11 protein-coding genes are annotated in these 13,487 nt (G+C 72.3%); 3 read left to right on the top strand and 8 right to left on the bottom strand.

Annotation, left to right across the window (positions count from 1 at the left end):
- Positions 1-15 precede the first annotated feature (15 nt).
- Genes ggt through ACFY2A_RS13565 form a run of 4 tightly spaced genes read right to left on the bottom strand, consistent with a single transcriptional unit; the run spans position 16 to position 4,312 of the window.
- Positions 16-1,674, bottom strand: a complete 1,659-nt coding sequence (gene ggt / locus ACFY2A_RS13580) for a gamma-glutamyltransferase (protein WP_387171465.1) — start codon at positions 1,672-1,674, stop codon at positions 16-18.
- Positions 1,671-2,501 (bottom strand): cysteine hydrolase family protein, encoded by an 831-nt coding sequence (locus tag ACFY2A_RS13575; protein WP_387171463.1) that lies wholly within the window; start codon positions 2,499-2,501, stop codon positions 1,671-1,673. The genes ggt and ACFY2A_RS13575 overlap by 4 nt, the downstream gene beginning before the upstream one ends.
- Positions 2,491-2,670, bottom strand: coding sequence for a hypothetical protein (locus tag ACFY2A_RS13570; RefSeq protein ID WP_363924461.1), 180 nt, complete (start codon positions 2,668-2,670; stop codon positions 2,491-2,493). Before ACFY2A_RS13570 ends, ACFY2A_RS13575 begins: the two co-directional genes overlap by 11 nt.
- 16 nt (positions 2,671-2,686) lie before the next feature.
- Positions 2,687-4,312 carry an L-lactate permease gene (locus ACFY2A_RS13565; protein WP_387171460.1) on the bottom strand — a complete coding sequence of 542 codons (1,626 nt, stop codon included), beginning with the start codon at positions 4,310-4,312 and terminating at the stop codon, positions 2,687-2,689.
- 248 nt (positions 4,313-4,560) lie between these two features.
- Here ACFY2A_RS13565 and ACFY2A_RS13560 point away from each other — a divergent pair, with 248 nt between their 5' ends.
- From ACFY2A_RS13560 to ACFY2A_RS13550, 3 genes are read left to right on the top strand one after another with little or no spacing between them, the layout of a single operon-like run.
- Complete coding sequence (locus ACFY2A_RS13560) at positions 4,561-5,613, top strand: MoxR family ATPase (protein WP_093401166.1); 1,053 nt, start codon at positions 4,561-4,563, stop codon at positions 5,611-5,613.
- Between the two features lies 1 nt (position 5,614).
- The gene (locus ACFY2A_RS13555; RefSeq protein WP_387171458.1) at positions 5,615-6,913 is read left to right on the top strand and encodes a DUF58 domain-containing protein; all 1,299 of its coding nucleotides are present in this window, start codon (positions 5,615-5,617) and stop codon (positions 6,911-6,913) included.
- Between the two features lie 16 nt (positions 6,914-6,929).
- On the top strand, positions 6,930-9,401 hold the full coding sequence (locus ACFY2A_RS13550) for a DUF3488 and DUF4129 domain-containing transglutaminase family protein (protein WP_387171456.1): 2,472 nt from the start codon (positions 6,930-6,932) through the stop codon (positions 9,399-9,401).
- A 302-nt stretch (positions 9,402-9,703) separates the two neighbouring features.
- Here ACFY2A_RS13550 and ACFY2A_RS13545 read toward each other — a convergent pair whose 3' ends face one another.
- The 4 genes from ACFY2A_RS13545 to ACFY2A_RS13530 form a co-directional block, all read right to left on the bottom strand.
- Positions 9,704-10,099, bottom strand: a complete 396-nt coding sequence (locus tag ACFY2A_RS13545; protein WP_099850992.1) for a DUF3040 domain-containing protein — start codon at positions 10,097-10,099, stop codon at positions 9,704-9,706.
- A gap of 115 nt (positions 10,100-10,214) precedes the next feature.
- Positions 10,215-11,474, bottom strand: a complete 1,260-nt coding sequence (locus ACFY2A_RS13540; RefSeq protein ID WP_387171454.1) for a DNA polymerase IV — start codon at positions 11,472-11,474, stop codon at positions 10,215-10,217.
- A gap of 38 nt (positions 11,475-11,512) precedes the next feature.
- A complete protein-coding gene (locus ACFY2A_RS13535) occupies positions 11,513-12,685 on the bottom strand; it encodes a nucleotide pyrophosphatase/phosphodiesterase family protein (protein WP_363924466.1) in 1,173 nt (390 codons plus the stop codon).
- Positions 12,682-13,446 carry a methyltransferase domain-containing protein gene (locus ACFY2A_RS13530; RefSeq protein WP_387171745.1) on the bottom strand — a complete coding sequence of 255 codons (765 nt, stop codon included), beginning with the start codon at positions 13,444-13,446 and terminating at the stop codon, positions 12,682-12,684. The genes ACFY2A_RS13535 and ACFY2A_RS13530 overlap by 4 nt, the downstream gene beginning before the upstream one ends.
- Positions 13,447-13,487: the final 41 nt, after the last annotated feature.

Raw genomic sequence — 13,487 nt, 5'->3', positions numbered from 1 at the left:
CTCGTCCCGCCCGCCTCAATAGCCGATCGCGGCACCGTCACCACGCGGATCGGCGCCCGCCTCCAACAGGCCCCGTTCGGCGTCGATCCGGATCGCCTGGGCGTGGCCCATGTTGTCGTCCCAGTTCGGCAGCATCCGCACCGGCTGGCCACGGCGTTGCAGTTCCCGCACCACCTCGTCGGAGATGCGCCCTTCCAGGGAGAGGTCCTGGGCGGTGGTGCCCCAGGTGCGACCCATCAGCCAGCGGGGTGACTCGATCGCCTGCTGCACGTCGTAACCAAAGTCGATCAGGCGGGTGAGCAGCGCCGCGTGGGTCTGCGGCTGCCCCTCGCCCCCCATCGATCCGAAGGCCAACCACGGCCGGCCGTCGACGCAGACCAGCCCGGGTATGAGGGTGTGGAAGGTCCGCTTCCCCGGCTCCATCCGGTTCGGGTGTCGCTCGTCCAGCGAGAAGAACGAGCCCCGGTTCTGCGGGATGATCCCGGTGTCACCGGAGACGATCCCCGAGCCGAAGTCGTGGTAGATCGACTGAATGGCGGACACGACCAGCCCGCGCTCGTCGACGACGCAGAACGCGCAGGTGTCGCCCTGCGGTGCGCGCCGACGCGCCTTCGGTCCGAAGCGGATTCCCGGCTCGACGTCGGCCATCAGCATCGCCCGGTCCGGCCGGATCAACTCGCGGCGCCCCGCAGCGTACGCCTTGTCGAGCAGCTCAGGGATCGGGATGTCCACCCAGTGCCGGTCGGTGAGCCACTCGTCCCGGTCGGCGAAGGCCAGCTTCACCGCCTCCGCCAGGTGGTGGTAGTAGTCCGGGGTGCCGTCACCCCAGGCGGCCACGTCGTAGCCCTCGATCAGGTTGAGGATCTGCAGGGCGGCGAAGCCCTGCGTGTTCGGCGGCAACTCGTACACCGTGTGGCCCCGGTAGTCGGTGGCGATCGGGGCCTCCCAGTGGGCCTGGTAGGCGGCCAGGTCGTCCGGATGCAGCGGCGAGCCCTGCTCGGCGATCCCGGCGCAGAAGCGCCGGCCGAGGTCACCTTCGTAGAATCCGGCGCGGGCCCCCTGGGTGGCGATCAGTTCCAGCGAGCGGGCCAACTCCGGCTGCGCGATCCGCTCACCTTCACGCCGCGCCCGACCCTGCGGCGCGAACAGCCGCGCGGTCGTGGGCTCCGCGCCGAGCAGATCGAGATCCTCCACCAACCAGTCGGCGAGCGAGCGGGCCACCGGGATTCCGTGCCGTGCGTAGTGGATGGCGTCGTCGAACAGGCTGGCCCAGGGCAACCGGCCGTACCGCTCGTGGGCCAGCCGCCAGCCGTCGACCGCACCCGGCACGGTCAGCGCCGACAGGGCACCGCGCGACGGCACCTCGTCGGTGTGGCCCCGCTCGCCGTAGTAGTCGCGAGTGGCTGCCTGGGCCGCGGGGCCGGAGGCGTTCAGCGCGTGCACCGCACCATCCGGCTCGGCCAGCAGCCAGAAGCCGTCACCGCCGAGGCCCGCCATGTGCGGGTACGCGACGCAGAGCAGTGCGTTGACCGCGATCGTGGCGTCCACCGCACTGCCGCCGGCACGCAGCACCGCCAACCCGGCACCGCTGGCCAGGTGATGCGGCGAGGCGACCATGCCGCGGTCGGCGCGGGTGGGCGGCCGACCGGTGCGGGGTCCGTGGGGTGCGGTCATGGCCTCCCTTTCCGCTCGTACGGTTGCGGGTTGGCGAAGGCGTCGGTGGTGGTGACGAAACCCCAGCACTGCTTGGTGTTGAACAGCACCGCGTCCTTGCAGTACGCAGGGCTGGACGTGGCGGTGGCGTCGGCGATGAGCACCGGGTTGTAGTCACGGAAGTAGGCGTCCTCCAGGGTGGTGCTGACGCACTGGTCGGCGTTGACGCCGCAGACGTAGAGGGTCTGGATGCCCTGGGTCCGTAGCACCTGGTCGAGATGGGTGCCGTAGAAGCCGCTCATCCGCACCTTCTCGACGTGGATGTCGTCGTCGACCAGGTAGCCCTTCAGCTCGTCGACCATCTCCGCGCCCCACGACCCGGCGGTGAGCACCGCGCCGTTGTCCAGGTCCTCCCCGATTCCGGCCTGATCGAGGCGGTGCTTGAACGAGTGCAGCGTCGGCGCGCCGAGATTGCGCAGGTCCGGCCGGTTGTGCCAGTAGATCCAGATGACGAACATGCCGTGTCGCCGGGCGGCGTCGATCGCCCGTTGCACACCCGGGATGGCCGCCCGGCACGCCTCGTGGTCGAGCCCGGAACGTTCGGTCCAGCCGCCCGGCGCACAGAAGTCGTTCTGCATGTCCACCACCGCCAGCGCGCCCCGGTCCAGGTTGTCGACGAACGGCAGCAACTCGGCGTCGAACCGCACCAGTTGTCCCTCGGTGTGGTGCGGTGCCAGGTGGACGTGGTCCTCGTAGAGGTACCAGCGGTCGGCGCTGGCTCCCAGCTGCACCCCACCGTCGCCGGTTTCGCGGTAGATCTCCCGGTACGCGGCCATGTCAGTCCGCACCGCCCGACGGCGCGAACCGCAGCACGACCGGGATCGCCGCCGCGACGGCCACCAGGGCCAGCCCGGTCCACCACAACGCCGGCAACCCGCCGTCGGTGCCCAGGCTCAACGCGGGCAGAGCCAGCAGGAACAGCACCATCGCCAGCAGCAGCCATCGCAGCTCGCTCACTGTCGACTCCTTCCGGTCAGACGAACAGCAGGGTCAGCAGCCCGATCACCACGGCGGCGGTCAGGGTCCACGGCAGGGTCTTGCGCAGCACCGCGCCCTCCTGCCCGACGATGCCGGCGGTGCCGGTGCCGAGCACGATGTTGGCCGGGGCGATGGCGTTGCCGATCGCCCCGCCGGCGCTCTGCGCACCGATGACCGCGCTCTCGGACAGGCCGGTGCCGGACGCCACGCCCTGCTGCAACTGGCCGAACAGCACGTTCGAGGCGGTGTTGCTGGAGGTCATGAAGGCGCCGATCAAGCCGATGAGGTTCGCGGCGAAGGCGTACAGCAGAGGTGGCGAGATCTGCTCGATGCCCTGGGCCAGCAGGTCGGTCTGCCCCGAGTGCTCCATCACCCCCGCCAGGATCAGGAAGGACAGGATGGCCACCGAGGCCGGCGTGGCGTCGGCGGCCAGGCTCGACCAGACCGGCTGCCGTCCCTGCCGCTCGGCCCGGGCGGCGAAGAAGCCCCTGGCACGGAACACGAGCCAGGTGACCAGCACCGCGACGATCAGCGAGAAGCCCGGATGGGTGAACGGAGCGATCGCGGAGTAGGGCTGCTCCGCCTCGGTGACCACGTCGTAGCCCGTGTCGGCCTCCGGGAAGGGCAGACCGAACTCGATCCGGTCCAGCGCCGCCTCGACCGGCGGCACCGCGAGGGTGAACACGGCGACGGCGGTGAGCACCGCGTACGGCAACAGCGCCCAGGACAGGCTCATCGTCGGTGCGTGCTCGTCCTCGTCCTCGGCCGTCTCCCCGGCCTCCGGCTTCATCGCCGGGCGGTCCGGGACGCTCCGGGCCGGTTCCCGGTAGCGGGACCAGCGGGACAGCGGGTAGAGCGCGACAAGCGCCACGGTGGCGGCGAGGAAGGTCGACAGCACCGGCTCCCAGTACATGATCACGAACTGGAGACCGCCGTGGATGGCCGAGATGATCAGAATGAAGGGCCAGGCCAGCCGCAGCGCCGGACCCTTGCCGGCCATCCAGGCGATGGCCGCACCCGCCATCAGGGTCACCGGAGCCAGCAGCGCCGCGGTGATCAGCGTGGTGGTCAGCTCGTCCTCGAGATCGACCACCTGGAGGGTGGCCAGCCAGCCCACCGCCAGGGTGCCGAACATGTTCGCCCAGGCATGCCCGATCAGCGGGATCACCACGGCGTAGACGGCCCGTACCCCGATCGCGAGCAGCAGCGGCGCCACGATCGCGATGGGCGCGCCGAAGCCGGCGATGCCCTGCATGAAGGAGGCGAAGACCCAGCCGAAAGCGAGCACCAGGAAGACGTGGTTGCGGCTGTAGCGGGACAGCCCCCGACGCAACGCGTCGAAGGCACCGGAGGCGGTACCGATGCGGTAGAGCAGCAACGCCGGCCAGATCACCAGCAGGATGAACACGGCGTCCCAGACACCCTTGCCGGCGCCGACCGCGACCGACTCCCACGGCGTACGGAAGAACAGCACGGCGACCGCGACGGCGAGGAACATGCCGACCGGGCCGGCCTGTGGCGCCTTCCACCGCAGCACCGCCAGCAGCAGCAGGAGCAGCAGGATGGGGCTGATCGCCAGCAGCCAGGTGCCGAGGTTGATCGGCAGCGTCGTCTCCGGCATGTCCCTCCCGTCCCGGGCCGGCGGATTCGGGGCCGCTTACCCGGCAGAACCGATGACATGCGCTGCGTGATGACAAATCACTGCGTAAGCGCTCAAACACCTGCGGCGGTCGGCGTTGACGACAAACATGGTTAGCCTGAGAGGCCAGTGAGATTGCCGCGGCACATGAGGCTCACACGTCGCGAACGAAACGGCGGGGCCAGGTGCTCTTGTAGAGAGCTGCCGTGACGGCGACGAGGAGGAGGCCCGTGACACAACAGACCTGGGACGACGTTGGCGGTCTGCTGCCGTACGACGAGTTCCGCGCCGCCAGTGACGCGATCGTGACCAACATCGAACAGGTCATCGAAGGCAAGACCGCGACCGTGCGGCTGGCGCTGGCCGTCCTGCTCGCCGAGGGTCACCTGCTCATCGAGGACGTGCCCGGCGTCGGCAAGACCAAGCTGGCCAAGGCCCTGGCCAGGTCGATCGACTGTTCGGTGCGCCGCATCCAGTTCACGCCCGACCTGCTGCCCAGCGACGTCACCGGGGTCAGTGTCTACAACCAGGAGACCCACGACTTCGAGTTCCGTCCGGGTGCCGTCTTCGCGAACCTGGTCGTCGGCGACGAGATCAACCGGGCCTCGCCGAAGACCCAGTCCGCGCTGCTGGAGTGCATGGAGGAACGGCAGGTCACCGTCGACGGGGTGACCTACCAGTTGCAGACGCCGTTCATGGTGATCGCGACTCAGAACCCGATCGAGATGGAGGGCACCTACCCGCTGCCGGAGGCGCAGCGCGACCGGTTCACGGCCCGCATCGCCATGGGGTACCCGGACCCGACCGCCGAACTGGCCATGCTCGACGGGCACGGTGCGGTCGACCCGCTGTCCGGGCTGCGGCCGGTCTCCGACGCCGACACCGTACGCCGGCTGATCGGTCACGTCCGGCAGGTGCACGTCGCCGACGCGGTCAAGCAGTACGCGGTCGACCTGGTCACCGCCACCCGCGAGTCACCCGACCTGCGCCTGGGCGCCTCCCCCCGGTGCACCCTGCAACTGCTGCGCACCGCCCGCGCGGTGGCCGCCCTCGACGGGCGTGACTACGTCCTGCCCGACGACCTCCAGGTGCTCGCCGTGCCGGTGCTGGCGCACCGGATCATCCCCACGGCCGACGCCCAGCTCGCCCGGCGTACCACCGACGCGATCGTCGCCGACCTGGTGCACCGGCTGCCGCTGCCGCACGACCGCAAGCGTTCGCCCTACGACACCCGGCCACCGAGCGGTAACGGCCGGGCCCCCTTCGAGCCGCGGAGGCCGTGACGTGCGTGACGGGCTGCGCGGGCTGACCACCCGCGGCCGCTCCTTCCTGGCCGCGGCGGTGGCGGCGGCCATCTCCGCCGGCATCCTCGGCGAGAAGGACCTGCTGCGGGTGGCCGTGCTGCTGGCCGTCCTGCCGCTGCTCGCCGCGCTCTACGTCGGCCGCAGCCGCTACAAGCTCGCCTGCCACCGGTCGCTGGAGCCGCACCGGGTGCCGGTCGGCGCGACCGCCCGGGTGGTGCTGCGCCTGCAGAACATGTCCCGGCTGCCCACCGGCACCCTGCTGCTGGAGGACCGGCTCCCGTACGCCCTCGGCAGCCGCCCTCGGGTGGTGTTGGAACGTCTCGGCGCGCACCAGGCCAGTTCCGTGGCGTACACGGTGCGCGCCGACGTGCGTGGCCGGTACGAGGTGGGGCCGCTGGTGGTCCGGATGACCGACCCGTTCGGCCTCTGCGAACTCAGTCGCGCCTTCCCGGGCACCGACCGGCTCACCGTCGTTCCGCAGGTGGTCCCGCTGCCGTCGGTGCGGCTGCCCGGTGAGTACGCCGGCAGCGGCGAGAGTCGGGCCCGCTCGGTGGCGGTGCACGGCGAGGACGACGCGGCCACCCGGGAGTACCGGCGCGGCGACGACCTGCGCCGGGTGCACTGGAAGTCGACCGCGCGCACCGGCGAGCTGATGGTGCGCCGGGAGGAGCAGCCCTGGGAGAGCCGGGCCACGGTGCTGCTGGACACCCGCGCGTACGGACATCAGGGCGACGGTCCGACGGCCAGCTTCGAGTGGGCGGTGTCGGCCGCCGCCAGCATCGCGGTGCATCTGCGGCAGGCCGGGTACAAGCTACGCCTGGTCACCGGCTCGGGCGCGGACGTCGACGCCACCGAGGGCGCCGGCGACGGCCTGCTGCTCGACCAGCTCGCGGAGGTCCGGCTCGACCAGCGGGTCGAGATCACCACCCTGGTGCAGCACGTACGGCAACGCGCCGACGGCGGGCTGATCATCGGTCTGTTCGGGTCGCTGAGCACCGCCGAGGCGGAGTTGTTGGCCGGGCTTCGGGCCAACGGCGCCACCTGTGTCTGTTTCCTGCTGGACAGCTCCGCCTGGCTGAACCTGCCGACGCCCGCGCGGGCCGAGGCCGATCAGGCGCACGACGCCGCGGCGCTGGCGCTGCTGCATTCCGGCTGGCGGGTGATCGGCGTCGACCACGGCGGCCGGCTACCGGCGCTCTGGCCGCAGGCGGGGCGGGGCTCGCAGGGGTTCGCGCTGCGCGCGGCGATGGCCGAGACCGTGGCCGGTGGCGTGCGATGAACGGAAGGTCCCCCTCATGATCGCCCATCGGAACCTGGGCCTGGTGGCCGCCGGCGCGACGCTGCTCGCGGCAGCACCACTGTCGGCCATCTTCGACCGCTGGACGTGGCTGGTCCAGGCAGTCATCGCGGTGGCCGCGGTGGCCGCCGCGGCGTCGCTGGCCCGGCTCGGCCGGACCCCGCTGTGGGTGCAGATCCTGGCCATGGTCGGCGGTCTCACGCTGGCCCTGACCTGGCTGTTCCCCAGCGGCTCCGAACTGCTGGCGGTGCTGCCCACCCCGGCCACCTTCGGGCACTTCGCCGAGTTGCTCGGCAACTCGGTCGAGGACATGCGCTCCCACGGCGTGAAGGTCCCGGACACCGACCCGCTGCTGTTCGTCACCGTGCTCGGCATCGGCGGGGTGGCGGTGCTGGTGGACGTGCTCTGCGTCGGACTGCGCCGCCCCGCCCTGGCCGGGCTGCCCATGCTGGCCATCTACTCGGTGCCGGTGGCGGTCTACGTGGACAGCGTCCCGCCGGTGCCGTTCGCGATCGGTGCCGCCGGTTTCCTGTGGCTGCTGGTCACCGACAACGTGGACCGGGTCCGCCGGTTCGGCCGGCGGTTCACCGGCGACGGCCGTGACGTCGACGTCTGGGAGTCCTCGCCGTTGGCCGCCGCCGGCCGGCGACTGGCGGTGGTGGGCCTCGCACTGGCCGTGCTGGTGCCGTTGGCCGTGCCGGGAATGACCGCCGGGTTGATGACCACGCTCAACTCGGGCACCGGTTCCGGCATCGGTCCCGGCTTCGGTGGCTCCCCCGGCCGGGTCGACCTCTTCGCCGCGCTCAGTGGCCAGCTCAACCAGTCCCAGGTGACCGACCTGGTGAGGGTCACCACCACCGAGGATGAGCCGTTCTATCTGCGCTTCGGCGTCGCCGACGACCTGCGTACCGACGGCTTCCGAGTGCGCGGCCCGAACGGTCGGCGGGTCACCGGCGACCTGCCCGATCCCTCGGGGCGGTCGGCGCCGGGCATCCAACGCACCCGGCAACGGGCCACCGTGCAGGTGAGCCGTGAGCTGAACATGCCACTGTTGCCGGTCTACGCCGAACCGGTCAGCTTCGCCGATCTGGGCAACAACTGGTTCTACGACCCGAACCTGCAGGTCGTCTTCTCCAACCGGGAAAACTCCCGGGGCAAGGAGTACTCCTTCGACTACGTGCGCTCGTCGTACAGTCCGCAGGCGCTGCGGCGGGCTCAGCCGCTGCCGGCGGACCTGCCGCTGCGCCGGCAGCAGACCGTGACGCCGGACGTGCCGGAGGTCCGTGCCCTGGTGGAGGACCTGATCCGGGGGGCGCGCACCGAGTACGACAAGGTGCGAGCCATCTACGACTACTTCTCCGAGGACAACGGCTTCAGCTACCAACTCAGCACCGAGCAGGGCACCAGTGGACAGGCGATTCTCGACTTCCTGGACAACAAGGTCGGCTACTGCCAGCAGTACGCCGCGGCGTTGGCCTGGATGGTCCGCGACGCGGGGATCCCGGCCCGGGTCGCCTTCGGGTTCACCAACGGCAGCCGGCGCAGCGATGACACCCTCACCCTGACCAACCGCAACCTGCACGCCTGGACAGAGGTCTACTTCGACCAGATCGGCTGGGTGCCCTTCGACGCCACCCCGGCCTACGGCGTGCCAGGCTCGACCCGCTCGGCGTGGGCGCCGGACGTGGACGCCCCGGAGGAGAGCACACCGCAGGGTGGCAACTCGGACACGCCCGAGGAGACGGATCCGTCAGCCGAGGCGGAGCAGGGACCGAACCAGTTCGAGGAGGGCGAGGACCCGGGTGCGGCGCTCGGCTCCGACACTCCCGCCGAGCAGACGCCCGTCTGGCCGTGGCTGGTCGCCGCCAGCGTCCTGGCGCTGCTGGTGCTGCTCACCGTGCCCGCACTGCGCCGGCTCGCGCTGCGCCGCCGTCGGGGCCGGCCGGCACCAGCGGTGCGGACGGTCGACGTGCCGGACGCGGACCCGTCCGCGACCGGGCAACCGCTCGTGGTGGTCACCACCGATCCGGACCGGGCGCGGGCCGACGCGCACGCCGCCTGGGACGAACTGATCGACACGCTTGTCGACTACCGGGTCGGGGTGGATCGGACGGAAACCCCACGCGCCACGGCGGAGCGGGTGGCCCGGGAGCGCCTGGCCGCGCAGACCGACGCCGAGTCGGCGGTACGCCTGCTCGGGCGGGCGGAGGAGCGGGCCCGCTACGCCCGGGACCCGTTGACCGGCGAACCGCTGCCGGCGGCCCTGCGGACGGTACGCGGCGCGCTCGCCGGGCAGGCCGACCGGCGGACCCGGTTGGTGGCGACCATGCTGCCGCCGTCGGTGTTGTCCCGGTGGCGCACCGCCATCGCGGACAACTCGTCACGACTGGTCAACTCGGCCGGGCAGGTGCGCCGGAGGCTGCTGCGGTTCAGTCCGCGCCGGTTGATCGCCAGCCGCGCGGGTCGCTGAACGCCAGCCAGCCACGCGGTGTGCTGATCCCGTTGCCGGCGACACCATCGTGGGTCGCCGGCAACGGGCCGCCGACCGGCATCCGGTGAGTCACGATCAGTCTGCTCGGCGCGTCGCCTGCCGGCGATCCGACAGCAACGGCAAGGTGACAGCGACCGGCTACAGCGAACAGCGACGGGCGACAGCTAACAGCGACAGGCGGGCAACACGAAGCCTCGCGCGGCACTCTGGCCGGTTGCGCGCCACTCACCCCGGGCGGTCGGCCCGGGGTGACGTGCTTCCTCGTCAGCGGCGGAACGGGTTCAGCGGTGCCCCTCCGGGCGCTGCCGCCACCGGTCCTCCATCCGGTCGAGGAAACCCGACCTCCGGCCGGCACGACCTCGGGACCGGCGACGACTCGCCGTGCCCCCGACGACGTGCAGGTCGGGTGACTGCGCCCGACGGTGCGACTGCACCGCGAACGCGGCCGAGGCCAACATGACAACGAATCCCGCCACTGCCAGCGGCGGAGTTTTGATCACCGCGCCATAGACCAGCAACGCCAGGCCAGCGATGATCACGCCGGCAGCGACGAGCAGGCGACGCCGCGCGTGGAAGCGCGGATCGCTGGCGCGCACGGCCGAGGCGAACTTGGGGTCCTCGGCAAGCGACCGCTCGATCTGCTCGAACAGCCGCTGCTCGTGCTCCGAGAGCGGCACGGCACTCCTCCCCGGTCACGTTGGTCGGTCCGGTCGGACCGACAGACCGTGGCAGCCAACCGGCTGCTTACCCGCAAGTCTACGAGGGCCCTCGCGCGTCGGAAAGCGGGACGACCTACGGCCGGGTCGGATTTTCATTTCGTCGGGGATCGCGCCCGGTGAGAAGACTGGCCGGTCCTATGACGGACCGCCCGAAACGGGCAGCCGCCGCGTCGGCGGCGACCTCCGCCTCCCGCCAGCCCCGCTCCGGTTGCCCGAGGGCGAGTTGCCGCGGCGTCTGGTCCGCCGCCGTCAGTCCCTCCGCCCGGACACCGAGCAGGCGAATCCGCTCACCCGGGTCCAGCGCGGTGTAGAGCGCCCAGGACGTGTCGAACATCTCCCGGGCCACGTCGGTGGGCACGTCCAGGGTGCGGGCCCGGCTCACCGTGCGGAAATCGGCGGTGCGCACCTTGAGCGAGACCGTCCGCCCCACCTGCCCGGCGGACCGCAACCGGGCTCCGACCTTCTCGGCCAGGGCCAGCAGCGTACGGCGGATCTCGTCCGGATCGTCGACGTCCACATCGAAGGTGACTTCCGCACCGATCGACTTCTCGGCCTGCTCCGGGCTGACCCGGCGCGGGTCGCGACCCCAGGACAGCTCGTGCAGGTGCGCGGCGGCCGCCTCGCCGAGCGCGGTCCGCAGCATGCCCAGCGGAGCCTGTGCGAGATCACCGACGGTACGCAGACCGAGCCGCAGCAGTGCCTGCTCGGAACGCTCCCCCACCCCCCACAGCGCGGCGACCGGTAGCGGGTGCAGGAACTCGAGCACCCGGTCGGCCGGCACCACGAGCAGACCGTCGGGCTTCGCCCGGGTCGAGCCGAGCTTGGCCACGAACTTGCTCGGTCCGACCCCCACCGAGCAGGTCAGCCCCTGCTCCTCGGCGACCCGCTCCCGGATGCGGCGAGCGATCGTCGCCGGCCGACCGAACAGTCGCCGAGCACCGGCGACGTCGAGGAACGCCTCGTCCAGGGAGAGCGGCTCGACCAGCGGCGTGACGTCACGGAAGATCTGCATGACCGCCCGCGAGGCCGCCGTGTAGCGGGCGAAGTCGGGGGCGAGGAAGACCGCGTGCGGGCAGAGCGCACGGGCCCGCATCGTGGGCATGGCGCTGCGTACGCCGTACCGCCGGGCCTCGTAGCTGGCCGAACTGACCACCCCGCGCGGACCGACCCCGCCGACCACGACGGCCCGACCACGCAGCTCGGGGCGGTGACGAACCTCCACCGAGGCGTAGAAGGCGTCCATGTCGACGTGCAGGATCGGGCACCCGGCGTCGTCTGCGCCGGGCCCGAACCGGGGATCGCCGCCCCGGGGTAGCGACTGGCTGCGGCCCACCCGCGCAGATTAGCCCGCGGCTGTGACATTCCGGCCGGTCAGCCCCGCACCACCAGCAGCGGAATGGTCATCTCGGCCGCCGTGTCCGCGCCGTGGAAGGCCACCAACCGGGAGACCATCGGCGGCTCCGACCGACTGGCCAGCACGGCGTACGTGTCGTTGCAGACCACCACGACATCGCCGATCCGGTCCAGGTGGCCGGCGGCCACCGGCCCGAACCGGCCGCTGGCCACCGCCTCCTCGCGGGTCAGCACCCGGGCGGCGGTGCCGAGCACGGCCGACCAGGCCGCCACCACGTCGGCGGTGGCCCCCGGGGCGACATGCAGGTAACGCACCCGGGGCTCGCCCGCCACCACCCGCACCCCGTCGGTCAGCCGGGGGTCGGTGTCCAGGTCGAACCGATCTCCGGCGGGGATGTCGAGCTGCCCGTGATCGGCGGTGACCAGCAGCGCGGCGTCGGGCGGCAACCCGTCCACCAACCGGGCCAACAACCCGTCCAACTCGGTCACCGCCACCCGCCACGGCAGCGAGTCGACGCCGCTGAGGTGACCGTGCCGGTCGACGTCCGGGTGGTAGGCGGAGACGAGAGTCGGGCCGGGGCCGGCGGTCAGCGCCGCCAGCGTGGTGGCGGCCACCGCGTCGACCCCGGCCGCACCCCGGTAGTCACCGCCCCGGTTCGCGGCCAGGGTCAGGCCGGTACCGCCGAACTCCGGCCGGCTCACCACGGTCACCGCCACACCCGCCGCCCGCGCCCGTTCCAACTGGGTGGGGACCGGCTGCCAGCGCAGCGGATCGGGATCGCCGTCGCGCCACTCGATGTGGTTGAGCACCCGTTCGGTGCCCGGAACGCACACGGTGAAGCCGAGCACCCCGTGCACACCGGGTGCCGCGCCGGTGCCCAGGGTGACCAGGCTGGTCGGGGTGGTGGAGGGAAAACCGGAGGTGAGCGGTCGGCCGGACGCGGCGGTCAGTCCGGTAAGCGTCGACGCGTACGGTGCGGCGGTCGGGATCTGGTACCAGCCGAGGCCGTCGACAAGCAGCACCGCGATCCGGCGCACCCCCGACAGTTCGGCGGCGAGGCCGAGCGGGTCCGTGGCGCCGGGGACACCGAGCACGGCCAGCGCGCTGGGCAGCACGTCGGCGAGGCTTCCACCGCCGTAGCCCGGCGCGACGACCTCCAGCGGTCGGGCTCGACCGATCAGGCCGGTCATGCCGGGCGGCGGGCGAACAGGTGCAGCTGGGCCGCGACGTCCCGCCAGGGTGGTTGCGCGGCCAGCGTCCGCTCCAACTCGACCAGGGCAGCGGCCTGACCGTCCGCCACCGCCGCGGGCAGCAGGTCGGCCAGGACGCGTACGCCGTGGATCTCCTCGACGGTGAGCCCGGCGGCGGCCAGCAGCGCGGCGGCGCCCTCGACGTCGAAGCGGCGGCGCAGGGTGTCCCGGGTGCCGGCGGCACCGGCCGGGTCGGCGGCCAGCGTCGCGGCCACGTCGAGGTGCCCGTTCATCGCCCGGCCGAGCACCGCGGCGGCCCGCCCGGCGACCAGCACGCTCGCCGCCCCGCCCGGTCGCAGCACGCCGGCCAGCGCGGACACCACAGGTGCCGGGTCGTCGACGACCTCCAGCACGGCGTGGCAGAGCGCCAGGTCGACGCTTGCCGGTTCGATCAAGCCGGCCAGCGCGTCAGCGTCACCCTGCACCGCGCGTACCCGCCCGGCCACCCCGGCCTCCGCGGCCCGGCGACTGAGCGCGGCGAGCGCGTCGGGACTGGCGTCGACCACGGTCACCCGGTGCCCGGCCCGGGCCAGCGGCACCGCGAAGCCGCCGGTGCCACCCCCCACGTCCAGCACGGTCAGCTCGGCGACCGGCCGGCGGTCCAACTCGGCGCGCAGCACCGACCAGACCACGGCGGTACGGGGGGTGAGCGGCGGCCCGGCCGGGCCTGGGGTCTGTTCCACCCGGTCGAGCCTAGTCAGCCGGGAGCAGACCGCCAGGGGGCACCTGTCGGCCGTCGTCC

This window comes from Micromonospora sp. NPDC000442, assembly GCF_042898635.1.
Classification (GTDB): domain Bacteria; phylum Actinomycetota; class Actinomycetes; order Mycobacteriales; family Micromonosporaceae; genus Micromonospora.
This window is presented reverse-complemented; position numbering and strand designations above follow the sequence as displayed.

Bases quoted from the DNA above. Each gene is read 5' to 3' on its own strand.
- ACFY2A_RS13565 (WP_387171460.1), bottom strand. From the start codon at position 4,312: ATGCCGGAGACGACGCTGCCGATCAACCTCGGCACCTGGCTGCTGGCG.
- ggt (WP_387171465.1), bottom strand. From the start codon at position 1,674: ATGACCGCACCCCACGGACCCCGCACCGGTCGGCCGCCCACCCGCGCC.
- ACFY2A_RS13535 (WP_363924466.1), bottom strand. From the start codon at position 12,685: ATGACCGGCCTGATCGGTCGAGCCCGACCGCTGGAGGTCGTCGCGCCG.
- ACFY2A_RS13550 (WP_387171456.1), top strand. From the start codon at position 6,930: ATGATCGCCCATCGGAACCTGGGCCTGGTGGCCGCCGGCGCGACGCTG.